The sequence below is a fragment of the Pseudomonas sp. KH_024_B2 genome (assembly GCF_057839965.1).
In genome coordinates this window covers 658177-680838 of record NZ_CM174502.1, presented here as the reverse complement: position 1 = coordinate 680838, position 22662 = coordinate 658177, and the positions used below count along the sequence as shown (strand labels likewise).

Below are 22662 nucleotides of genomic sequence, written 5' to 3'. Positions count from 1 at the left end.
CTATTCTGTGAGTGGTACACGCGTACAAGCGTAGGTTGTATTTCGTCTTTCGAACGACTGAAGACCCTTGGTGGTCCACAGTTTTAACTCCAGCAGCGGGAGAGCGCTCCATGTCTGACCGATATATCGACTTCGCCAACTCGGCAATCGGCCACCGCCTGGTCGGTGCCCTTGGCCTGCCGTCTCCGGTACGTCTGGAGCGCTGGCCGGCCGGGCGCCTGCGACCCATCGAAGGCGCGCTGCTGATGGGTGGCGGCCCGCTGGCGCAGAACATCAGCCTGTTCGGCAACAGATTGACCGATGCGCTTTACAGCTACGGCCCTGAACCGCTGGTGGCGCCTGCCTGGATTCCCGGCCACGGCCCCAAGCTTAAAGCCGTGGTGTTCGATGCCAGCGCCATCGCCCAGACCGATCAGCTCAAGCAACTGCGCGAATTCTTCCAGCCCCTGCTGAAAAATCTCGATCACAGTGCTCACGTGGTGATTCTCGGGCGGGCACCGGAAAACCTCAGCGACCCGTTCGCGGCCAGTGCCCAACGAGCATTGGAAGGTTTCAGCCGCTCGTTGGCCAAGGAGTTGCGCAGCGGCGGTACGCTGCAACTGTTGTATGTGGGCGAAGGCGCCGAAGAGCAGCTTGAAGGTGCGCTACGGTTTTTCCTCTCGCCAAAAAGTGCTTATGTGTCTGGCCAGGTGCTGCGTTTGAACGCTTGCGACACCCAGGTTGAGGACTGGAGCCGCCCGCTGGCCGGGCGCAAAGCCTTGGTTACCGGCGCTGCGCGCGGCATCGGTGCATCGATCGCGGAGACCCTGGCCCGGGACGGCGCCGACGTCATTCTGCTCGACGTACCGCCGGCCAGATCCGATCTCGATGCCCTTGCCGCACGTCTGGGCGGGCGCAGCATCGCGCTGGATATCTGCGCTGAAGATGCCGGGACGCAACTGATCGAACAGCTGCCGGATGGCGTCGATATCGTGGTGCACAACGCCGGGATTACCCGCGACAAGACCCTGGCCAACATGACCCCGGAATTCTGGGACGCCGTGCTCGCGGTCAATCTCAACGCGCCACAGGTGTTGACCAAGGCGCTGCTGGACAGCGGCACCCTACGTGATAACGGGCGGGTGATTCTGCTGGCCTCCATCAGCGGCATCGCCGGCAACCGCGGGCAAACCAACTACGCGGCGAGCAAGGCCGGGTTGATTGGCCTCGCCCAGGCCTGGGCGCCGCAGCTGGATGAGCGCGGGATCAGCATCAATGCGGTGGCACCGGGCTTTATCGAAACCCGGATGACTGCGCACATCCCGTTCGCCCTGCGCGAAGCCGGACGGCGCATGAGTTCACTGGGTCAGGGCGGTTTGCCGCAGGACGTCGCCGAAGCGGTGGCCTGGCTCAGCCAGGCGGGCAGCGGCGCGGTCAGCGGGCAAGCATTGCGTGTCTGCGGGCAAAGCGTACTGGGAGCATAACCATGGACTGGCACGCACTGAACAACACCCCGCACCTGACCGAGCTGTATGTCCGGGCGGCCACGCGGCGCAAGATCACCGGCACCACGCTGCCTGCAGACGGGCTGCGCTGCCAGGTCGATGTCGACCCCACACGGCTGGCGGCTTACCGCAAAGTCTGCGGTTTTATCGAGAACGGCTTGCTGCCGCCGACCTATCCCCATGTGCTGGCGTTCGCCTTGCAGATGCAATTGCTCACCGCCAGGGACTTTCCTTTCCCGCTGCTGGGGCTGATTCATCTGGCCAATCGCATCCGCGTGTTACGCCCCATGGGCGGCGTCGGCAGCGTGCAGGTCAGGGTCCATGTGCAGAACCTGCAACCTCACGCCAAAGGTGCGGTATTCGACCTGATCACCACCCTCAATGACCCGCTCGGCCCACTGTGGGAAGCCGAGAGCCACATACTCTGTAAAGGCGTGGCGTTACCCGGCGACCCCATGATCGAACAGGAAACCCCGACCGTCGCCCTGAACGAACTGACGCGCTGGTGGGCTCCCGCCGACATCGGCCGTCAATACGCCAAAGTCTCCGGCGACTACAACCCGATTCACCTGAGTGCCATCAGTGCCAGACTGTTCGGTTTCCCCCAGGCCATCGCCCATGGTTTGTGGAACAAGGCGCGCACCCTGGCCGCCCTGAGCGAGCACCTGCCGGCGGCCAATATAGACATTGCGGTGGAGTTCAAGAAGCCGGTGCGTTTACCCAGCGAGGTGACGCTGCTGGCCAGCGCACCGGGCTCGAGTGGAGATCTGCGATTGGTGGGTGCCGGGGATCTGGAGCACATGCTCGGTCGTTGGCGACCGATTAGCTGATACCGCGACTCAGCCGAAGGCTGCGATCTTTCAGCAATCTTAAGAATTGACCGAATACACCTTCGGCTGCGCAAACAGATTGTTCAGGGTCTCCAGCAAGCGCACGTGATAGATGGGTTTGCGGAACAGGTCGAGCACCTGAAGTCGCAGCATGTCGCTGACGTCGTCCATGTCGGCATGGCCAGAGGTCACGATCACCGGCAGATGTTGACGGGAGGTATGTTCACGCAGGCGCTTGATCAGCGACATGCCGCTTTCTTCAGGCATGCGCAGATCAGTGATGACCAGCGCGATATCCGGGTGGCGGGTCAGGTGATCCAGGGCAAGTTTGACCGAGGTCGCAGTGAAGCAACAAAAGCCCTCGCCCTCCAGCAACTCTGCCAGTTCCAGGAGAGCATCCTCTTCGTCGTCCACCAAGAGAAGCTGTTGCCGTGGGGATGAAGGCGGATTCATATGCAATACCTGTGACTGAGGAAGCAAACACCTTGGAGCAAGAGAGCGGATTACTAAATAGCTGTGTCACCCAGTGCAACAATAACGGTATTAAAAGTACTCTTCACAACCGCTCCGAGCGGGGTGACGAAGGTAATAACAATCACGACAACCATTGCAACAATGACAGCGTACTCAATCGTCGAGGTTCCGTCGGTCCGCTTGAAAAAAAGCGAACCCTGAGTAACAGATACTGAAGCAACATCCGTTTCCTCCTTTGCGCCTCTGACGCTGATGTAACAGACTCGTCTTTGCCATCAGAGCATTGTTAACAAACCCTTCCTCAGCAACTGTAAGAACTGATTAATCACAAAGTATTAACAAGTATATGTCATTGGAAAAAGAACATTTTTAAATAGCCTTGAACAATCCTCGACATATTTGACGTTATTTCCTTTCGGGATAATGGCATTTTGAGTGAGCTGCGCTACTTTCAAATCAAATAGCGAAACAGTTGCATGTTCATAGCTGCCTGATTGCGAAACCGACTCGGCTGATACGAGCTGGCAATGCAGCAGGAAAGGGGGGGAGCCGTCATGAACAGCCGCTTCACCATGGGCCTGGCCGGGTTACTTTCAGTGGGGGCCACCCCTTGGCGACACCTGAGTGCCGGTACCCGCTATTGGGCAGGAGAACACGATTCATCGGCCAACCTCCTCGCGACCAATAGTCACTTGTTCCAATTTACCCAACTGGCCCTCGGTTCTGCATCCAGAGGACTGGCAAGAAACGATACCGTCGCTACGCTACACCCAGGTATCGAGGTAATCCGCGGCAACCAAGCCTCCCAACAAACACCTTGAGCAAAGGATGCTATCCATGCGCCAACGTTCTGTTCCAATGTTCAAACGTATGATCTGGGCCATGATGGTGGCCGGATTACCTGTCGATATTGCACTAGCCGCCCCCAGCAACTGCGCAGGCTTATTGCCGCCAGTGATTGAAGTCGGCGAGGGCCTCCAGCAAGAGTTGCAGTCGCCCGTGGCGATCTCGCGTCTGGCGGTGGGCGATCCGAAAGTCGCCGACGTGCATCTCAATGGCAAAACCGCCTTTCTGCTGACGGGCATGGCCCCGGGCGCCACCAGCCTGATGGTCTGGACCGCCGGCGCCAGCGCACCTTGTCAGAGCATGGTGTTCGTCAAGGGCAAAGCCAACACGGGCCTGACCAGCATCTCGTTGGCACCGTCCGAAGACCCGACGCTGCCCAGCCAGGTGCAGACCGACATCCGTTTTGTCGAAGTCAGCCGCACCAAGCTCAAGGAAGCCGCAACCTCGATTTTCGGTACCGCCGGCAACTGGCTGTTCGGCTCACCGAGAACCCTGCCGACTATTGGCGGAATCGTCACCCCCGGTGTTTTACCGGTGGATAACAGCCAGTTCAACCTCTCCTGGGCCGGCAGCAAGGCCCTGGTGATGATCAACGCTCTTGAGGGCAGCGGCTTTGCCTACACCCTGGCGCGTCCAAGCCTGGTGGCCCTCAGTGGCCAGAGCGCAAGCTTCCTGGCCGGCGGCGAGATTCCGATTCCAGTGCCCAGCTCCGGCAGCGATAACGTGTCCATCGAATACAAGGAATTCGGCATCCGCCTGACCCTGACCCCGACCGTCATCGGCCGCAACCGCATCGCCCTGAAGGTAGCACCGGAAGTCAGTGAGCTCGACTTCACCAACGCCGTGAGCATCGCGGGAACCGTGGTACCAGCGCTGACTGTGCGGCGCACCGACACCAGCGTTTCCCTGGCCGATGGTGAAAGCTTCGTGATCAGCGGCCTGATCAGTACCCACAACAACTCCCAGGTCAACAAGTTTCCCGGCCTGGGCGATATCCCGATCCTCGGGGCTTTTTTCCGCGATTCGACAATCAACCGCGAAGAGCGCGAACTGCTGATGATCGTCACCCCGCACCTGGTCCAGCCACTGGCGGCCAATGCGACACTGCCGTCGCTGCCGGGCGAGAAACTGCGTAATTACGACCCGAACTTCTACCGCATGTACTTCCTGGAAAACGGCGACTTCGACAAGAAAAGTGGACTATCGCAATGAGTCAAAGCCTGAGTCAGACGTTCCTTGCGATCACTCGCAACAGTACTGACTTTGAATGGCTGCAAGGCGCGCTGGCGCCACTGGGACAAGTACTAAGTTCTGCAGGCGAGAGTCTCGATGAGTTGCTCGCCCTGGTCGCAAATGGGGGGTACATCTCGAAATGTCCGTCAAGATGTCCGTCGTGATGATGCTGTTTCCCAGCCTTATTGATCGTACTGGCCGGGCCAGGTTTTACCGCCATCGTCCGTGCATTGGCTTCCTGGAGGGAACGTTATGAAAGCAATGATCGCTGTACTAAGCCTGCTGATGTTAGGCGGTTGCGCCACCAATGGCTCAGGCTCCTGGTCCGCACCCGGTCCCTGTGCCAAATTGACCGACGATCAGGAGCTGTCGCTGAGCCTGGCCGACAACCTGGTCACTGACGGCAAGCTGCACGCCGGCCTGGCCAACCTGCAAAGGCTGCCCGACAGCCTCACCCAGGTGCGTTTTCGCAAAGCCAGAGTTTACCGCTTGCTGGGCCGCAGCGAAGCCGAACCCTTGTATCGCGGCCTGCTCGGCACCTGCCTGGCAGCCGAAGGTGAACACGGCCTTGGCCAATTGGCCTCGGCCAAAGGTGACAACGACCAGGCCCTGTTACATCTACAGCGTGCCGCGCACTACTCACCCGCCGACGAGAAAATCCGCAACGACCTGGGCGTGGTTTACCTCAACCTGCTGCGGATCAACGAAGCACGCTTTGAGTTCATCACTGCCATGGAACTCAAGCTGACCGACCAGTTGGCCGCGGTGAATCTGGTGACCTTGCTCATCTATCAAGACAACTGGAGGCAGGCCTCCGAGGTGGTCAGCCGCGCCGGCCTGAGCGCTGAACAATTCGCCAGTGCCCAGGCACGCGCCGAGCAGCTGAAAACCAAGGTCAAAGCCAAACCGGCCGCACGCGATCAAGTCGCTACGGTCAGCGATCCACAACAACCGAGTATCAAGTAAGCACCTGGAGAGAGGTCGTGATGAAACTGAATATGCTCTGCTATGCGGGCCTGTTGAGCCTGCCATTGACCGCCATGGCCATCGATTCCGGGCCTAACTCGCCGTATCAACAAGAAACCGAAAGCTGGTTGATGCTGCAAAACCGCAACATAGTGGCGTCACCAACGCCACAATATGCAACGTCCGCCGAGCGCAATCTGAGCTTGCAGCGCTGGCTGAACAGTTTTATCGGGGATCCAATTCCTGAGTTCTATGACCAGGATGTGGCTGGGGATATGACCACCGAGTAGTGGGCTCAGGGTTGATGCAGGTCGGGAGAGTTCTTTGTTGAATGACAGGCCGCTATCGCGAGCAAGCTCGCTCCCACATTGGTTCTGCGCCGATCACATTATCGTGACCTGACGCAGATTCAGTGTGGGAAGAGCCGGGCGACGTTCGCTTGCTCGCGATGAACGATAACGCGGTTTAACCTGCGCGCTGGCTAATGCGCCGTCACCCCATGCCTTGGCCCCGAATTACTCGGCGACAACGCTAGCGCCAGTTGCGTGCGGTTATGCATGTGAGTCAGACGCAGCACTTGGGAGACATAGAGTTTCACGGTATTTTCGGTGATGCCCAGTTCGCAGGCGATCTGGTAGTTGGTCTGGCCTTTGCCCACCAGGCGGGCGACGTCCAGTTGCCTGGGTGACAGCTGATTGAAGATGGCCGGCATTTGCCCTTCGCTGATCTCCTCGCCCGTTGAATCCGCAGAGTGTGTCCGCGGCTTTCGCTGAACCTTGTCGAGGTCTTGATAAAGATCGTTGATGGACTCCGAAAGATGCTGCAGCTTCTCGTTCAAATGGCTCAATTGAAGCGTCTTGTGGCGATCCTGCACCACCACTTCCTGGCGTTGCAGTCCTTCGAGCAACTCATTCAGATCGATAGGTTTCTGGTAGTAGTCGGCAAAACCCACTCGCAGTGCCTTGATCACATCCTGCTTGTCGGCACGCCCGGTCAGCATGATCGCTTCGAACGCCCGCTGTTTGCCAGCGATACGCTGCAGCTCCTGGACCATCTGAATGCCATCCAGCTCGGGCATGTACAAATCGCACAGCACCAGACCGATCTCGGCGTCTTCGCTGAACCGTTCGATGGCTTGCTTGCTGGATTCACAGTGGACGCAGCGATAACCGTTGCTTTCAAGAAATTCGCAGAGCTCTTCCACAATCAGCGGCTGATCGTCGACCACGAGCACTTTTATCCGGGACGTAAGCTTGTTCACATGCGACTCCCTGCCTGACAGGCCGAAGACTGACCTTTCCTGTACCGACAGTCACTGGCTGTACAGCTACTGAATGAAAATAGACCTGATTTGCGACTCTGTACATAGTGCTGATAGCTCGAAATCTTTAGGGAATCCAGGCAACCGCCAGCAGCAAGCCGACAAAAATGAACGGCGCAAAGGGTTGTTGTTTTGACTCTTTCGGGTCGAGGTACAGCAAATGGGCTCTAAGCTTTTTGTTTATATGCGGCCAGAGCCTGGGAGCAATCAGCAACCAGACCACACTGGCGATGCCCGCCCCAATGAAAGTCCCCAACAGGTGCAGGTTGTCGGTCGCCAGCCCCAGCGCCGCCATCAGCTTCACATCGCCAGCCCCCAGGCGCCCCATCGCGTAGCCGGGCAAGGTGAAGGCCAGCGCCAGCAAGAACGCCCAGACACCCTGCTCCGCGCTGGCGCCTAGCCATGTGGTGTCGTTCCACAGCAAATACACCAGGGCCACGACTGTCGCGCCAAGGGTCAGGCCATTGGCAATTTGGCGTTGCTGAATATCCTGCGCTGCGCAGAGAGCCAACCAGATGAATAGAAGAATGCTCTGCATCAGGTAAAAAGCGTCCCTTTTGGCTGAATGATTCTATGCTGACATGACGTAGTAGTTGTCAGGGTAGACGCACTGATGAAAGTAGGCCTCCCCCAGAGAGCAAAAAGGCGCCGTGGGGTGTAGTCAGGGGCTGGGGAGAGCACTGGCAATTTGCATACCCTGGCGACTGAGGAGTTCGAATGTCGAGCATAAAACCTGTGGCGAGGGAGCTTGCTCCCGCTGGGGCGCGCAGCGGCCCTAAAATCTGCAACCACGTTTTATCAGAGAGAACGCATCAGCCGATTTTACGACTGCTTCGCAGCCGAGCGGGAGCAAGCTCCCTCGCCACAGGTGATCGCACGAGCATGGATTTCCTTGACTACCCGCCACCTTACCTCGGCGGATAATTCGCCATGATCCTGCCCACTGTCGCGTGCACCGCGGCGCTGCGGTCTGCCGGGTTCGGTGTGCTGCCGAGCAGTTGCTCGTCACTGCCTCTCCAGACCAGTTTGCCGTCCTTGCCATCGAGCAGGTCGATCTGAATGGTTGCGACCTTGTAGGTGATGTTGCGGGTTTCGTTGTACATCGGCCCGCCCCAATACCCATGCCATGGGCTACCCCAGGCGCTGCCACCGTAGTGGGTGGTCACTTGTTGCTGACGGTTTTCGACAATCAGGTAAGCCTGCACATTAAGATCAGCCCTGGTACCGACGGCTGCCGGACGCAGACCGCGTTGGTCCAGCTGTTCGCTGACCGCCTGGCGAATACGTTGTTCGGTCAGGTCACTTTTAATCCGTGGATCATCGGGGCGATATTGCAGGGCGGGCTCTTTCCAGCTCCAGCTGCGATAGGCGGCGAAGTCGCGGCTGGCGTCGAAGTCGTGGTTGACCTGGTTGGAAGCGCAAGCGCTGAGCAGCGCAGCCAAAGCCAGTAAAGCGAGACGGCGGAACATGATTTTTCTCCGGGCGAAGACATGAACCTGAGCGGATGTTGCTAACTGGGAGGATACGCCGACAGGGCCTTTTCCACAGCTTCACGTAACGCATCGGCGCGCTCGCCCAGACTGCCCTGGCTACTGGTTTCGGCACTGGCGCTCCACACCGGCTGACCGCTGCTGGCATCGAACAAATCGACCCGTACAACCACCACGTTGACCTCGTACATACGAACAATTGGCACTGTGTTGTACATTCCGTAGCCGCTGCCATAACGGTTGTAACCGCCATAGCCGCCGTATCCGTAATCGTCCCGTACCTGACGCAAGCGTTTCTCCAGGTGCACATCGGCGCTGACCCACAGGTCCGCCGGGCGGTGGTCATGCAGCGGGCGCAAACCACGTTGGTCGAGACCATTGCTGACCGCTTCGGCGATCTGCGCCGAGTCGGCCCAGGCTGAGCCGGTGGGCAAACGACCATTGAGCCAGGCCCAACTGCGGTAGCGACCGTAGTCCCGTTGCGGCGCCGGGTAAGCGCTGCGGTCGAAGGTGCTGGCCGCTTGCGTCGGTGCCGGCGGGATTGGGTTGGAGCTGGCGACATACGGGTTGGTACCCTGGCAAGCGCTCAGACCCAGACACAGCATGACGAATCCAACGCGGCGTTTCATTTCGCTCTCCACTGACCGGGCCGTTTAAACCGGACGGCAGATCCAGTGCAAGTAACGCCCAAGTCCGATAAAGCTTGGGTGACGACGATGGGTCAGTTCCATTTCCAGCAAATCCAGCAACTCGGCGCGGGCCTGGAACTCCACCGGCATGTAGTCGTGAAAAACCCGCACCCCGCTCTGGGTTTCGACCGTCCACAACCCTTCAAGTTGCGCGGCCAGCTCACGCGGATCGAGGGGCCGCTGCGGCGTCAGGCTCTGCTTTTCGCCGGCCATGTCGTTCTTGCGCATCTTGCGGAAGTGGCCCTTGAGCAAGTTGCGATAGATCAACGCATCGCGGTTGTAGAACGCCAGCGATAGCCAGCCGTCCTTGGTGGTCAGCTGATGCAATACCGGCAGGATCGCATGGGGTTCGGCCAGCCATTCCAGCACCGCGTGGCACAGCACCAGGTCGTAGGGTTCGGTTAGCTGCCCGAGCAGGTCCTGCCACGGCGCCTGAATGAAGGTCGCGGTTTGCCCGGCCTCGGCGAAACGCTGCCGCGCGCCTTCGAGCATCGGTTCGGCAGGTTCGGCCAGTGTCACCTGATGCCCGCGCTGGGCCAGCCACAGCGACATGTGGCCAAGGCCAGCACCGATGTCCAGCACCCGCAGCGGTCGGTCCGGCAAAATCTCGGCCAGATCGGCCTGGAGCACCGCGAGGCGAATCGCCCCTTTGGCACCGCCGTAGATTTTCTCGGCGAATCGGGTCGCCAACTGATCGAAATGACGGTCACTCATTAGCTGAACCTCCGTTCACTGTCCGCCAGTTTGCTGCGCACCACCTGTTCCATGTCCAGCCCTAGTTCACTGCACAGCAGCAATAGATAAAGCACGATGTCGCCAACTTCCTGACCGGCATGGGCGAGTTTGTCGGCGGGCAATTGCCGCGACTGGTCCTCGCTGAGCCATTGGAATATTTCCACCAGCTCAGCCATTTCCACGCTGGCGGCCATGGCCAGGTTTTTCGGGCTGTGAAATTGGCGCCAGTCGTTGCGGTCGCGGATGGAGTGTAGGCGTTCGGTCAGTTCGTCAAGGTTCATCGGGCTCTCCTGAAGGCGTATAGCTTCGGGTGGATGGCGCTTGGAAGCAAGTACAGTGGACGGTCTGTTAAACCTCGGCGCGCTTTAAATCATTCGCGGGCAAGCCCGCTCCCACAGGTATTGAGGCGCTCTTGTGGGAGCGGGCTTGCCCGCGAAAGCGGTCTAATCAACAACGCTGAACTCGACTCGTGCCGTCTGCCCACCTTCATCCAGCACACTGAGCTGATAGCGACCAGGCTGATCGAAGGTCGCGTTGATGCTGTCCTGATTGGCACTGTCGCCCAGCGGGGCGCCATTGATGAACCACCAGCGCCGACCGTTGCCGCCCAGGGCCGAGAGTTGCAAGCGCAGCAGTTCCTGGCTGGCGGCCGGGCGACGCAGTTGATCATCTTCGCGCACGCCGACAATCGATAACGGCGACGTGGCCGCCAGCATCGGCCCCGGACACTCCGGGTCGCTGGCCGGCAGACGCGCTTCCCGACGTTCCACCCTCGGCAACCACGGTTCCAGCGGTGCCGGCCACAACGCAATATCACGCGCCATCGCGCCCGGGCACTTGGCGTCGACCCGCAAGCCGTTGGCGTTGACCCAGACCTTTTCCAGCAAGCCGACACCCAACGGTTGATCCAGCGCCTGCAAAGTGGGTGGCGTGGTGCCGTCCAGGGTCCAGGCGAAACGCTGGCGACGGCAGTTCGGATCGTTGCGGCTCATGGGCTGGCCCAACGGCCAGCAGATCGCCGCCACCCCGACGTTGATCGGCACTGGCTGCACCGGTGCGGTGATCCCGCGCTGGCTGTCCCGGTTGATCAGCACGTCGTGCACTTGCAGCATCAACGGTGCTGCCGAGGCCAGGCCAAACTGGCCAGGTACCGGTGTGCCGTCCGGGCGGCCGATCCAGATGCCGATCAAGTACCGCGGGCCAACGCCAATCGCCCAGGCATCGCGAAAGCCGTAACTGGTGCCGGTTTTCCAGGCCAGCACCGGACGCTGCACCAGCTCGGCACGCGGGTCGCGATCCGGGCGCGCCTGACCGCTGAGAATCCGCCGCACGATCCACGCCGAGCCCGGCGATAACAAGGGCCGCTCACGCAGCACATCATCTGGCTGCAAACGAATGTTGGCGCTTTTGCCGCCACGGGCGAAAGCGCTATAGCCGCTGACCAGATCCTCCAGGCGACTGCCGGCCCCGCCGAGGATCAACGCCAGGTTCGGCTCGGCCAGCGCTGGCAATGTCAGCGGTACACCGCCGATGCGCATCTGGGCGGCAAAGCGCTTCGGCCCGTAGGCTTCGAGCAGTTGCACCGCCGGAAGATTCAGCGAGGTGGCGAGCGCGCTGCTGGCCGACACTACGCCGCTGAAACCCATGGAAAAATTACCCGGGCGATAATCGCCGTAGCGTCGCGGTACGTCTTGCAGCAGGGATTCGGAATGGATCAGCCCGGCGTCCATGGCCATGCCATACAAGAACGGTTTGAGGGTCGAGCCGGGGGAACGCATGGCGCTGATCATGTCCACATGACCAAAGCGCCGAGTGTCATTGATGTCCACCGAACCAAGGTAGGCGCGGACCGCCATGGTCTCTTCTTCGACCACCAGAATCGCTGCGGAGGTATGCTCCGGCAAGCGCGCTCGCCAGCCCAGCAGCAAATCTTCGAGACGTCGCTGCAAGGTGGCATCCAGTGTGGTGCGAATCAGCGGCGGGCTGTCCGGGCGATTCAGCCGTCGTGCCAGTAACGGCGCAAGGCTTGGCTCCAGGCGTGGCGCCAGCAGCAGCGGCTCTTCCAGGGCTTCGTTCACCGCTGATTGCGGCCATACCTGGAATTGCGCCAACCGTCGCAGGACTTTGTCCCGTGCCACTTGGGCCCGCGCCGGGTGGCGGTCCGGGCGCAAGCGGCTCGGCGCCTGGGGTAGAACCGCCAGCAGCGCAGCTTCGGCGTGGGTCAGTTGCTGCGGTGACTTGCCCAGATACGCCCAACTGGCCGCCGCAACGCCTTGCAAGGTGCCGCCGAACGGCGCGCGATTGAGGTACAGGTTGAGGATCTGATCCTTGGACAGGTGCCATTCCAGTTGCGCGGTGCGCCACAGCTGCCGCAGCTTGCCGAACAGCGTGCGCGAGTGTGGATCAAGCAGTCGCGCGACCTGCATCGACAAGGTGCTGCCACCCGACAGCACGCGCCCACCGGTGAGGTTCTGCCATGCGGCACGGCCCAACGCCAAGGGGTTCACGCCGGGGTGCTGATAAAACCAGCGATCTTCGTATGTCAGCAATGCTTCCAGGTAATACGGCGAAACCTGATGGGTCTCCACCGGGTAGCGCCATACGCCATTGGCATCGGCGAAGCGCCACAGCGGCGTGCCGTCCTCGGCCAGCACCACACGCGCCAGATCGTCTTCAGGCAAGGGCAACGGCCAGATGCGGTCGACGAGCCAGAGCAGTGCGATCAGAAACAGCACACTCCCGAGAACCCACCGCAATACTCTGGTTAATGATGATCCCTGTGGGAGCGGCGGTGCGGCGATCCGACTTGCCCGCGAAGGCGTCCCACCTGACACACCGCGCCGCCCCATTCGCAGGCAAGCCAGCTCCCACAGGGATCGCAGACGTTCAGTAACTAATCTAAAACTCAAACCCGCGAACCTCTATGCTCTAAGGGAACTCGCCAGTGCAAATAATGGCCCAAGGCCCAGGTCTGGCACCCAAGCCAACCCTTTCATCAGGACGCACACATGCAGGTAGAAAGCTTTTTCGAATGGCTCGGCCAGGTACTCGGTTCAGTCATCCGGTTTATCGTCGACGGGCTCAATGGGCTGTTCAGTATCCTGGCCCGCGCCGGCAGCAATTTTGTCGAAGGGCTTTCCGAGACGCTGGGCATGGATCCCTCAATCATCAGCATCATCGCGCTGATCATCGGTCTGATGCTGCTGTACTCGGCGATCCGCGCCTTTATGCGCAAATCGATCATCATGGGGATCATCTGGATGCTGTTGGGGCTGTGGTTGTTTAGCTGGATTATTCATTGACCTGTGGCGAGGGGGCTTGCCCCCGCTGGGTCGCGAAGCGGCCCTAAAATCTGCAACTCCATTGTGTCAGACACACCGCATTTGCAGGTTCTACGACTGCTGCGCAGCCGAGCGGGGGCAAGCCCCCTCGCCACAGGTTCTGCGCTAGAAGTCCTGACTACCTTCCCTTGATCACCATCTCCGGCGGTGTTTCGCCCACGGCCTGCCAGTTCGGCCGGTACATCGACTCCACCTGTGGCGGCGGTACGCGGTAGGTGCCAGGGGTTACAGCACGCGCCAGATACAGCAGGTGCGTGGTGCCGTAGCCGTCGAGGTTCATCGCCGCCGCGTAGCGGTCATCGCGGAACTCCTGATGCTTGAGGCTGGCGTTCTGCATCGATTCGCGCCACTCCTTGACCTTGCTGCTGGCGTTTTCCAGGCTTGCGGCGCTCTGTGCCAGATTCTGGTTTTCCAGCTCCAGGCCCGCCGGCAACAAGTCCACCACCAGGGCATCCGGCACTCGCTGTTTAGCGCTGACCGCCAAATGCACCAACACCAGATCACCACTGGCCAGGGCCCTGAGGTTCAACGGCTGGCCGTTCATGCCCAGGTACTCGCGACGAATGCTCAGGTTCTCGCCACCGGCTACTGGCGCCTGTTGTGGATAACCCGAAATAGTCAGCTGCTGATACACCGGCTCCGTGCCTTGGTTGTGCAAGGACAGCGGCGAAGCCAGCAGCGCACCCTCGAGTTTCAGGCCCGGCTGGTTATTGTTCAGCTCGCGGATTTCATCGCCGCTGCTCAGTTGCGCATTCCAGTTGGCTTCAGGTTTGCCCAGCAAACCACGGCCGGCGAGGAACAGCGAGTTGCGCTCCTGGGTCGACAGATATTGGCTGGCGGCCAGTTGATCGGACAGCTCGAACAGACGTTCTTCATGTTTGCCCTTGGCCAGATCGTGCTCTTCCAGCAGTGCCAGAATCAGCGCCTGATCGCGTAACGGACTGCCGTAATCGGCGAGCCAGTCCTTGCTGCTGCGTGACGCCGCCAACCCTGCGATCAAGGCCTGATCGGCACGCGGCTGGTCGCCCATTTTCTGCAAGGCAATAGCCAGTTGCACCAGCGGCAAACCGGAACGGGCATCGGTACGACGCTCGAACAGACTGCGTAGCGCACCCAGCGGTGCTTGTTGGCTGCGGGCCAGGACCAGACCGGCATAGGCCTGTACCGCGAAGCGCGTGTGCTCGGCGTTTTCGCTGTAGTTCACTTCGATCAGGTTGCGCTCCTGCACGTAACGCAGCAGCCGTTCATTGGCCTTTTTCAGCGCTTCGGACGGAACCGCGAAACCTTGCTCGCGAGCACGCGACAGGAAGTCGCTGACATAAGCGGTCAGCCAGTATTCCTCTTCACCGTCCGCGCCCCACAAGCCGAAGCTGCCGTTGTAGCGCTGCATGCCCAACAGGCGCTCGATGCCCAGTTCGATCTTGCGTTTGCGCTCGACGTCCGAATCGCCTTTCAGGCCAAGGCGTTTGAGGCTGGCGGCATCGGCATAAAGCGCTGGATACAAGCCGCTGGTGGTTTGCTCCAGGCAGCCATAGGGATAAGCCTTGAGCGCACGGATCTGCTCGCCAAGGTTCAACGGTGGTCGGCTCGACAGGCTGAGCAAGGCTTCGCGCCCGGCCGGATCAAAAGCCTCCAGCTCCGCTTGCGGCAAGTTCCACGGCTGATCCTTGAGGACCGCGCGATAGTGTTTGAGCATCGCCGGATAGGCCGGACGCACGCCCAGGGTCCACTCGCGGGTGAACGGCGGCAGGTTCTCGCCCGGCAAGTCGAGTCCATTGACCAGCACCTTGACTTGGCCCTGGCCGAAACCGCCCAGCGCCTGCACCGGAATCTGCAATGTCGTGCGCTGACCCTGGGCCAATTGCACGCTATGGGTCGCTTCGCCGAGCAGGTTCAGTTGGCCCTCGGCGTTCACTTGCACCATCAATTTCTGTGGTTTGCCCGAGAGGTTCGACAGGTCCAGCGCCAGCTTCGTCTGGTCGCCACCGGCAAGGAAGCGCGGTGCCGAGAGTTCGGCGATCAGCGGCGCGGCGATCACCGTTTTGCCTTCGGCCATGCCATAGCGATCGTCGGTCCAGGCTTGGGCCATCAAACGCAGTTCGCCGTTGAAATCCGGGATATCAACGCTGACTTCGCCTTCGCCCTGCTCATTCAAGGTCACCGGCGCGCTCTGCAGGGCAACGATGGTCACGCTGGTATCGGGACGCTTGCCGCCCTTGGCCAGCGCCGCGTCACCACCGAAGGCCAGGCTGGCCAAACGCCCCTGGCCGGCTTCGATCAGTTGCCCATAGATATCCAGTTGATCGGCGCCATAGGCCTTGCGACCGAACAGGCTGGAGTACGGATCCGGGGTCGGATATTGGGTGATATTAAGGATGCCCACGTCCACCGCGGACAGCAGTACACGCACCTGTTTCGGTACGCTACCGTCGGCATTTTTTGCCTGAATCTTCACCGTCAACGGCTGTTTCGGGCGCATTTTTTCCGCTGCCTTCAGCGTCAGGCCCAGTTTGCGCTGGGTCCGATCCAGCGGCAGGTGCAACACACCGACCGCGCGTTTTGGGGTGATACTGGCTTTACGTTCGCCGGGACGAATCACCAGTGCACTGACATACAGGTCATGCCGCGACCATTTTGGATCGAGTTTGACCGCAAAGCTTTTGCCCTCGGCCGGTACGTCGATCTCCTGCCACCACAACGGACCGTCGGCAGATTCCACCAACAGATAGCCTTTGCCGGCGGCGGGTGGAGTGACCGTCACATTAGCTGTGTCGCCATCGCCATAGGCGGGTTTGTCCAGCGCCAATTTGACCTGGTCCGGACGCACTGCGCCGCCTTCGGCGTTGTCCTGGGAACGGTAGCCGGCCCAGAAACGCAGGCTGCTGACCAGACCGGTCTGCGGGTCTTCGACTTCGACGCGGTAGGGGCCCCACTCCACCGGGAAGCTGACCTTGGCTGTGTCGCCGGCCTTGATAGTGACGGTCTCTTCGTCGAGGTTGAGGAATTTCTCGTTGAAGTGATAGCTCCAGCCATCGCTCTGCGAGTAGTTCCAGTAATAGTCACGGCGCTCGCGCACCAGCCGCACCTTGAGATTCTCCGCAGCCAGTTTCTGGCCTTCATGGTTGGCCACCAGCAGCTCGAACTCGACCGGACCGTCACCGTTGGTTTCTTCACCATCGAACAACGCTCGCAGCCCCGGCAAACGATCCGCCGGCCACACCGGTTGCACCACACGCCGAGTGATCGGGCGACCGCCGGATTCTTGCAGGCTGGCCTGTACGATCAACTGCAGTGGTGACCGGGCTTCGGCCCATTTGCTTTCCAGGGAAATAACCGCTTCGCCATCGGCGTCCAGCACGGTTTCTTCCAGCTCCAGATCCTGGCTCAACTCTTTTTCAGTGACCGAGCCGAACTGATAACCCGGCAAGGCTTTGACCGCCTCACGCAACGGCCGCACATACACCTGACCGCTCAGGCGATTGCCCGAGGCCGGGGCGCCGTAGAGGTAGCGACCATTGACACTGATTTCGGCGGTATCGGCCGGACTGATCGGGTCATCGCTGCCTTTCAGCTCAAGGGCCAGACGTTCAGGCAGGAAGTCTTCGACGAGGAATTCATACAGCTGCGGCTTGCCATCGCCCAGATCGAACACCAGTTGCCAGCGTCCGGTCGGCGCTTCACCGGCCAGTTGCAGTTGGTATTGATAGAGGCCGGAGGCATCAGCGTCCCAGACAAATTTGCGGCTGACCTGCTCGTCCGGGCGACGCACTTCGACGCTGACCGGTTGCGGTTTGACGGCATTGCCGTCCTTGTCCCGCAGTAAGGCGTTGAGCAGCACGGTTTCGCCGGGGCGATACAGATCACGCGGACCAAACACGAAAAATTGCAGCGGGTGAGCTTGCGGCCCGCCGATATCGAATTCAGCCAGATCCAGAGCGCTGCTGTTCAGACGCAACATGCTGGTCTGATCGCCCTGGTGAGCCAGCAACACTTCGGCTTTTTTCGGCAGCGGCAACTCGGCATGACCGCCCTTCTCGGTCTTGCCCTGGCCCACTACATGACCATTGCTGTCGAGCAGTTCGAGATTGACGTCATCCAGGGCTTTGCCGCCTTCCAGCGCTTGAGTGAAGACGTCCAGACGATTCTGGTAACGATGCACCGACAGACCGATATCACTCAGGGTGAACAGGGTCGCCGGTTGCGAGTAGCTGTAGGTGCCGGAAGCGCGCATCACTGCCAGATACACGCCCGCCTGCTGCAATTGCTTGAGCCCGGCGATCGGCAGCAACAGGGTTTCCCGGGTATTACGCGCCGGATTCAGGTCGAAACGACCGCCGTAGACCAGATCGGCCATCGGCAGCAGTTCGCGCGATTCATAGCTTTGCAGGCTGGTGCTGCGGCCCCACTGGCTGAGAAATGCCGGCAGGGCTTCGGGTTTGATCCGGAAGAATTCGACGTCGATCTTGTCGACGTTCAGCGCGATCACCGGCAGACCTTCGGCCAAGCGGGTCGGCAGCAAGGTGCCACGGCTGGCAAAGCCTACGGTGGGCTGCAGGTCGCGGGTTTCCAGGCGGCTGACATACTCGGCGGCAAGCTTGGCGTCGTTGACCCCGCGCAGCCCGGCATCGACGGTCAGCACCAGCTTGCGCTGCGGCTCGAGGTGACGCAGGCGCAGCTCCATCAGGTTGTCGGAAAGCTCCCAGGCGCCATCGACCTTGCCGCTCTTGCTGTCCACCAGATGCAGTTTTTCGTCGAGTTTCTGCTCAGGGTCCAGCGGCGCCGAAAAACTCACCGACAGCGTGCTGGCGCCATCGAGCTGGACTTCGGACACGTCCACCACGCTTAACTCGCGACCGGCGTAGCGCTGTTTGAGCGCCGCGACGTCCTGCACTGCTTTGGCCTTGGGCGCCATAACCGGCGCTGCGGGCGCGGCGGTAGACGGCGCTTTATCGGAAGTTGACGAATCGCAAGCGCTTAGCAACACCAGCGCACAGGCCAGAAACAATCCTTTGTTAAGCATGGGGCACTCATTGGCAGGGGTATCGAAGGGTTGAACTATATATCACTGGCGCCAAAACGGCTGAGGCGCCGGTCACATTGACTGACCGAGGGTGGGTGGGTTCTGAAAACTGCTGGCGCCTGTGCTGCCGTCTTCGCGGGCAAGCCACGCTCCCACAGGATGTGCGCACATCCTGTGGGAGCGGGCTTGCCCGCGAAGGGAGCAACGCCAATCCCGGATCTGCCGCTACAATGCCCGCTCTCGCAAGGAGCCTGCATGTCCACCCTGATCACCGACTGGCGCCATCGCCTGACCCACCACCGCGTCTGGGCCCTGGCGGCGCCGATGATTCTGTCGAACATCTCCGTTCCACTGGTGGCTCTGGTCGACAGCACGGTGATCGGCCATCTGCCCCACGCCCACCAACTCGGTGCTGTGGCGATCGGCGCCAACCTGTATATCTTTCTGGCCTGGTCAATGGGCTTCCTGCGCATGGGTTCCACCGGATTCGCCGCCCAGGCCGCCGGACGCGGAGACGGTGCGGCGCTTCGGCAAGTCCTGCTGCAAGGCTTGCTGTTGGCCATGGGGCTGGCGCTGCTGCTCGCCATTTTCGGCATGCCGTTGAGCGGCGTCGCCTTGAACCTGATGCAACCCTCCGCCGAGCTCGACCAGATGACCCGGGACTTTTTCCACACCCGACTGCTCGGCCTGCCGGCGGCGCTGGCCAGTTTTGCCCTGGTGGGCTGGTTCCTCGGGACCCAGAACGCCCACGCCCCGCTGGCGATTCTGCTCAGCACCAATCTGCTGAACATCGCGCTGAACCTGTGGTTCGTCCTCGGCCTGGACTGGGGTGTAGTCGGTTCGGCACGGGCCTCGGTCATCGCCGAATGGACCGGCGCCCTGATCGGTCTGGCCATGACCCGCAAAGCCCTGCGCGCTTACCCCGGTCACATTGCCTGGGCTGCATTGGCGCTATGGCAAAGCTGGCGACCGCTGCTGGCGGTCAATCGGGACATTTTCATTCGCAGCCTGGCGCTGCAATCGGTGTTTTTCCTGATCACCGTGCAGGGCGCACGACTGGGTGATGCGACGGTCGCGGCCAATGCCCTGTTGCTCAACGGCTTGCTGCTGACGGCCCATGCACTGGACGGCCTGGCCCATGCCGTGGAAGCGCTGTGCGGACATGCCATCGGCGCCCATGACCGGCAGGCCTTGCGTCGCTCGCTGGTGGTGGCCTGCGGGTGGTCGTTGCTGACCAGCCTTGGCTTCGCCGTGCTGTTTCTGTTTGCCGGCCATCTGTTCATCGAGATGCAGACCGACATTCAGAGCGTGCGCGAAACCGCCTTCATCTATTTGCCTTACCTCGCCCTGCTGCCGCTGATTGCAGTCTGGAGCTACTTGCTCGACGGCCTGTTCATCGGTGCCACCCGCGCCAGGGAAATGCGCAACGGCATGCTGCTGACCGTGATCATCGTGCTGCCGCTGGCCTGGGCGCTAAAGGGCTTTGGCAACCATGGTCTGTGGCTGGCGTTTCTGCTGTTCATGCTGCTGCGAAGCCTGACCCTCGGCGCTTTTGCCTGGTATATAAGCAAGAGCGATGGCTGGTTTAACAGTGCCCCAGCCGAGTCTACTCAAGGCTGATGGCTTTCCCAGGCATGGCGCAGTTGCTCAAGGCGCGCATGCGGGGTGCTGCCGTCCAGCCATTCAGGAACACTCGCCGTGGGGTGACGCAGACGTAGCCGCAACCAGTCATCCAGCACGGCGTTGCCGCTGAAGCCGTGCTTGAGCCCCTCCTGCAAATGGCTCCAGATCACGCTGTAGTCACTCCCCGTCGCACGACTCCAATGGTAGGCATGACGTTCCAGCAAACAGGTTTGCAGCTTGTCTTGTTGCCTGCTGCTCAGGCTGTGTTCTACCGCCAGCTCGCTGCCTGGCAGCTGCGGGTTCACCAGCTGCTGCCAGCCCAGGCTGCCGATCGCCTTGTCGGCCCAAGTCCCGCCATACCAATGCATCTGACTGATCGGCCCCAGCCAGCAACTCAGTTCACGGGCATCACAGGCATCGAAAAAATAACTCGCGGTTTGTGGGTTGTAGTAGCTCAGTAGTCCTTTGTAGTGCAGCCCGAGAGTGACGGTGAGCATTCTGCGAAGATGCGCCAACAACACGTGCGATGGCGCTGCACTGACCAGCAACAACCCTGGCCAGGCCAGTGGTTCAGACTGACTGAGCGCAGCCAGAGGCAAGTGCTCATCCAGCGCGAGCAATAGCGGTCCGTGCTCGCCAAGCGAATGCAGGTCGGTGTTCTCGAACAGCGCATGGCGGCTGATCCCGGTAAAACACTGGTTCAATACCTGACCCGCCTGCGGGGATCCCGGAAGGTCGAGCAACAGCCATTGGGCGGTATGTCCGGGTGTCCTGGCCGCACTCATGTTGCACCACTTCGCGCGACTTTCGCCAGCGCCCGACACGTACATACCGCAGCTTTGCAGTGCTTGAAGCTACCGCCCGAAGGCAGCAAGCAGAGCAGTACCAGAGGATGGCTGGCCCGCACCAGCTGCAACATGCCATCCGGGTCAGGCAGTGACGGGGGAGCTGGCGACGAGGCGCTGGCCGCCGATAGCTGCCTTGCTTCGAGAACGATCTGCGCACTGGACAACCGCAGACCTCGGACGTCCAGATTGACCGCGCTGTTGCCGACCTTGAAGAGTAACTCACTACCCGTGTCGAACGTCAGCTCAAACCCGTCCGACAGCTGGATACTTTGCTCTGGCCCGACAAACATCGCAGGGCTGATGTCTGCACGGAGCAACGTCGGGTCTTCAACAAGAGGTTGCTCATCCACAGAGACCCGCTCCGTCCCGCACGATGGACCCGGCAGACAGCCGATGATCAGCGGCTGGTCAGGGTCTCCCTGGGCAAAACTGACCAGGACTTCCACGCCGGCCTTGAACCCTTGCGCCGTTTCGCCTGTGAGCTCGCCCGATACCGGCACCCAACAGTGGCTTGGACTGGAGCCCTGTCCCTGATACAGCCACTCAAACTGCACCGCGATCAACCCTTGAGTCGCTTCGTGGGTTTGATCGGCGACGGGGTCGACCACCCATGCGCGCTGAACGGAATTCATTCGCGGCGCTGGAAACTGCCGTGCAGGCACGAAGGCCACTTCCCAGGGCGTGGCACGAAAGTGATTGCGGTATCTGATAGCCGATGGCGCCCCATCGGAAAACGCTTCGCTCAGACCGAAAGGCTTCGCCTGCGCCTGACACCCCTGGTGCTGAACGCTCGTCAGCAGCCAGAGGTGATTCCAGTCGCTAAAGGGATGGCCGGACAACGGCATGAATGCACCGCTACGCAGGCCAGCGAGATCGCTTTGCCCTTCGGCGACTTGTTCGGCCCGACCACTGTGCGCACTCGCACCGACCTGCGCGCATACGCTGAATTGTCTGACGGAGCAAGATTCCCCTTCGGCTTGAAAAACCGCACTGTCGCTTCGGCGAAATCTTCGCTGAGTGTCGGCAAAGACCACGCAATGGCCAGTCTGTCGATGCTGGAAGTGGTAGTGAATTTTTTCCTGAGCACACAGACGCTGGAGAAACTGCAGATCCGACTCTCGATACTGGGTGCAATAGTCCCGCGCCCGATAGTCAGCAGCGAGTTCAAGGCTGAAGTCTGCGTCACGGATACCGTGCTCATGCAGCACCCGACTGATAATTTCGGGCACCGTAAGCCCGGTAAAGATTCGCTGATTGAAACGTTGCGCCAGACACGCCAGCTTCGGTCCCAGTCGCACGCGACAGAGCCTTGATGAGGCGCCATGAGCGACTTCAATGACCCCATGAATCTGTCCATGTATGCCGACGCACGTATCGAAGAAGTGCAGATACGCGCCGCGATACATAAGACCACCCAGGTCCAGGTCTGGATCATCGATGAGCAGGTGCAACTGGAACGCGAACGGTTCGCTGATGGATTCGGTCCCGGTAAAGGCCAAAACGTTAAAGGGGTGGGGCTGGCCCGCTATATCCAGACGAAATGACGGTTCGTTGGCTGGATCAGACATTGGCGTTTCTCTACAGGAGGGCGACCGCCGATTCTCGCTGAGAGACAGGGTCGAGTAGATAGCCAGAGCACAAGTTAGGAAACGACCTACATGAAATTAAGACCTATGCTCTTTGATCCTTCGAGAACCAATGGCTTAAGCCGAAAACGTCTGCAAGAAAAGGACAGGTCGCACCAGACCATCTGAAAAAACAC

General features: G+C 60.5%; 20 protein-coding genes and 3 pseudogenes. 11 read left to right on the top strand and 12 right to left on the bottom strand.

Translation table 11 applies throughout. The features are described 5' to 3' along the window. The first annotated feature begins 110 nt into the window (after positions 1-110). Together AC3I0A_RS03120 and AC3I0A_RS03115 are read left to right on the top strand one after the other, a co-directional pair. Positions 111-1463, top strand: coding sequence for a 3-oxoacyl-ACP reductase (locus AC3I0A_RS03120; RefSeq protein ID WP_489376195.1), 1353 nt, complete (start codon positions 111-113; stop codon positions 1461-1463). Further along, entirely contained in the window at positions 1460-2314 is an 855-nt protein-coding gene (locus AC3I0A_RS03115; RefSeq protein ID WP_489378398.1) for a MaoC family dehydratase, read from the top strand. Before AC3I0A_RS03120 ends, AC3I0A_RS03115 begins: the two co-directional genes overlap by 4 nt. Before the next feature lie 39 nt (positions 2315-2353). Here the strand turns inward: AC3I0A_RS03115 and AC3I0A_RS03110 are convergent, their stop codons facing one another. Further along, positions 2354-2767 (bottom strand): response regulator, encoded by a 414-nt coding sequence (locus AC3I0A_RS03110; RefSeq protein WP_489376194.1) that lies wholly within the window; start codon positions 2765-2767, stop codon positions 2354-2356. Between the two features lie 53 nt (positions 2768-2820). Further along, positions 2821-3011: pseudogene (locus AC3I0A_RS03105) on the bottom strand (Flp family type IVb pilin). A 331-nt stretch (positions 3012-3342) separates the two neighbouring features. Between AC3I0A_RS03105 and AC3I0A_RS03100 the strand changes: the two are divergent. From AC3I0A_RS03100 to AC3I0A_RS03075, 6 genes and pseudogenes are all read left to right on the top strand, one after another. Beyond that, positions 3343-3609 (top strand): hypothetical protein, encoded by a 267-nt coding sequence (locus AC3I0A_RS03100; protein ID WP_489376193.1) that lies wholly within the window; start codon positions 3343-3345, stop codon positions 3607-3609. Positions 3610-3625: 16 nt separating this feature from the next. Beyond that, complete coding sequence (locus AC3I0A_RS03095) at positions 3626-4846, top strand: type II and III secretion system protein family protein (RefSeq protein WP_489376192.1); 1221 nt, start codon at positions 3626-3628, stop codon at positions 4844-4846. After that, positions 4843-4983, top strand: a pseudogene (locus AC3I0A_RS03090) (pilus assembly protein); the annotation flags it as partial. The gene AC3I0A_RS03095 and the pseudogene AC3I0A_RS03090, both read left to right, overlap by 4 nt. Positions 4984-5003: 20 nt before the next feature. After that, a pseudogene (locus AC3I0A_RS03085) lies at positions 5004-5106 on the top strand (type II secretion system F family protein); the annotation flags it as partial. 13 nt (positions 5107-5119) lie between these two features. Further along, positions 5120-5833 (top strand): hypothetical protein, encoded by a 714-nt coding sequence (locus AC3I0A_RS03080; RefSeq protein ID WP_489376191.1) that lies wholly within the window; start codon positions 5120-5122, stop codon positions 5831-5833. Between the two features lie 20 nt (positions 5834-5853). Then, the gene (locus tag AC3I0A_RS03075) at positions 5854-6123 is read left to right on the top strand and encodes a DUF3613 domain-containing protein (protein WP_489378396.1); all 270 of its coding nucleotides are present in this window, start codon (positions 5854-5856) and stop codon (positions 6121-6123) included. Between the two features lie 191 nt (positions 6124-6314). Here the strand turns inward: AC3I0A_RS03075 and AC3I0A_RS03070 are convergent, their stop codons facing one another. From AC3I0A_RS03070 to pbpC, 7 genes are all read right to left on the bottom strand, one after another. Continuing rightward, a complete protein-coding gene (locus tag AC3I0A_RS03070) occupies positions 6315-7094 on the bottom strand; it encodes a response regulator (RefSeq protein ID WP_489376190.1) in 780 nt (259 codons plus the stop codon). Between the two features lie 127 nt (positions 7095-7221). Next, positions 7222-7692 carry an A24 family peptidase gene (locus tag AC3I0A_RS03065; RefSeq protein ID WP_489376189.1) on the bottom strand — a complete coding sequence of 157 codons (471 nt, stop codon included), beginning with the start codon at positions 7690-7692 and terminating at the stop codon, positions 7222-7224. Positions 7693-8062: 370 nt separating this feature from the next. Then, positions 8063-8623, bottom strand: coding sequence for a DUF4136 domain-containing protein (locus tag AC3I0A_RS03060; RefSeq protein ID WP_489376188.1), 561 nt, complete (start codon positions 8621-8623; stop codon positions 8063-8065). A gap of 41 nt (positions 8624-8664) precedes the next feature. Then, positions 8665-9273 (bottom strand): DUF4136 domain-containing protein, encoded by a 609-nt coding sequence (locus AC3I0A_RS03055; RefSeq protein ID WP_489376187.1) that lies wholly within the window; start codon positions 9271-9273, stop codon positions 8665-8667. Between the two features lie 24 nt (positions 9274-9297). After that, entirely contained in the window at positions 9298-10047 is a 750-nt protein-coding gene (locus AC3I0A_RS03050) for a methyltransferase domain-containing protein (RefSeq protein ID WP_489376186.1), read from the bottom strand. Continuing rightward, on the bottom strand, positions 10047-10349 hold the full coding sequence (locus AC3I0A_RS03045) for a MazG-like family protein (protein ID WP_489376185.1): 303 nt from the start codon (positions 10347-10349) through the stop codon (positions 10047-10049). The genes AC3I0A_RS03050 and AC3I0A_RS03045 overlap by 1 nt, the downstream gene beginning before the upstream one ends. Positions 10350-10511: 162 nt before the next feature. Further along, on the bottom strand, positions 10512-12824 hold the full coding sequence (pbpC, locus tag AC3I0A_RS03040; RefSeq protein ID WP_489376184.1) for a peptidoglycan glycosyltransferase PbpC: 2313 nt from the start codon (positions 12822-12824) through the stop codon (positions 10512-10514). A gap of 252 nt (positions 12825-13076) precedes the next feature. On the opposite strand from pbpC, the gene AC3I0A_RS03035 reads away from it, so the two are divergent. Further along, entirely contained in the window at positions 13077-13370 is a 294-nt protein-coding gene (locus AC3I0A_RS03035) for a hypothetical protein (protein WP_489376183.1), read from the top strand. A gap of 157 nt (positions 13371-13527) precedes the next feature. On the opposite strand, the gene AC3I0A_RS03030 is transcribed toward AC3I0A_RS03035, so the two are convergent. After that, positions 13528-18429, bottom strand: coding sequence for an alpha-2-macroglobulin family protein (locus AC3I0A_RS03030; RefSeq protein ID WP_489376182.1), 4902 nt, complete (start codon positions 18427-18429; stop codon positions 13528-13530). 255 nt (positions 18430-18684) lie between these two features. On the opposite strand from AC3I0A_RS03030, the gene AC3I0A_RS03025 reads away from it, so the two are divergent. Next, positions 18685-20049 (top strand): MATE family efflux transporter, encoded by a 1365-nt coding sequence (locus tag AC3I0A_RS03025; RefSeq protein WP_489376181.1) that lies wholly within the window; start codon positions 18685-18687, stop codon positions 20047-20049. On the opposite strand, the gene AC3I0A_RS03020 is transcribed toward AC3I0A_RS03025, so the two are convergent. Both AC3I0A_RS03020 and AC3I0A_RS03015 read right to left on the bottom strand, forming a co-directional pair. Further along, positions 20040-20837 carry a DUF4123 domain-containing protein gene (locus tag AC3I0A_RS03020; RefSeq protein WP_489376180.1) on the bottom strand — a complete coding sequence of 266 codons (798 nt, stop codon included), beginning with the start codon at positions 20835-20837 and terminating at the stop codon, positions 20040-20042. The two genes, AC3I0A_RS03025 and AC3I0A_RS03020, sit on opposite strands and share 10 nt — an antisense overlap. After that, the gene (locus tag AC3I0A_RS03015) at positions 20834-22324 is read right to left on the bottom strand and encodes a contractile injection system protein, VgrG/Pvc8 family (protein WP_489378394.1); all 1491 of its coding nucleotides are present in this window, start codon (positions 22322-22324) and stop codon (positions 20834-20836) included. The genes AC3I0A_RS03020 and AC3I0A_RS03015 overlap by 4 nt, the downstream gene beginning before the upstream one ends. Between AC3I0A_RS03015 and AC3I0A_RS03010 the strand changes: the two genes are divergently transcribed. After that, positions 22223-22444 (top strand): hypothetical protein, encoded by a 222-nt coding sequence (locus AC3I0A_RS03010; protein ID WP_489378622.1) that lies wholly within the window; start codon positions 22223-22225, stop codon positions 22442-22444. The two genes, AC3I0A_RS03015 and AC3I0A_RS03010, sit on opposite strands and share 102 nt — an antisense overlap. The last annotated feature ends 218 nt before the right edge of the window (positions 22445-22662 follow it).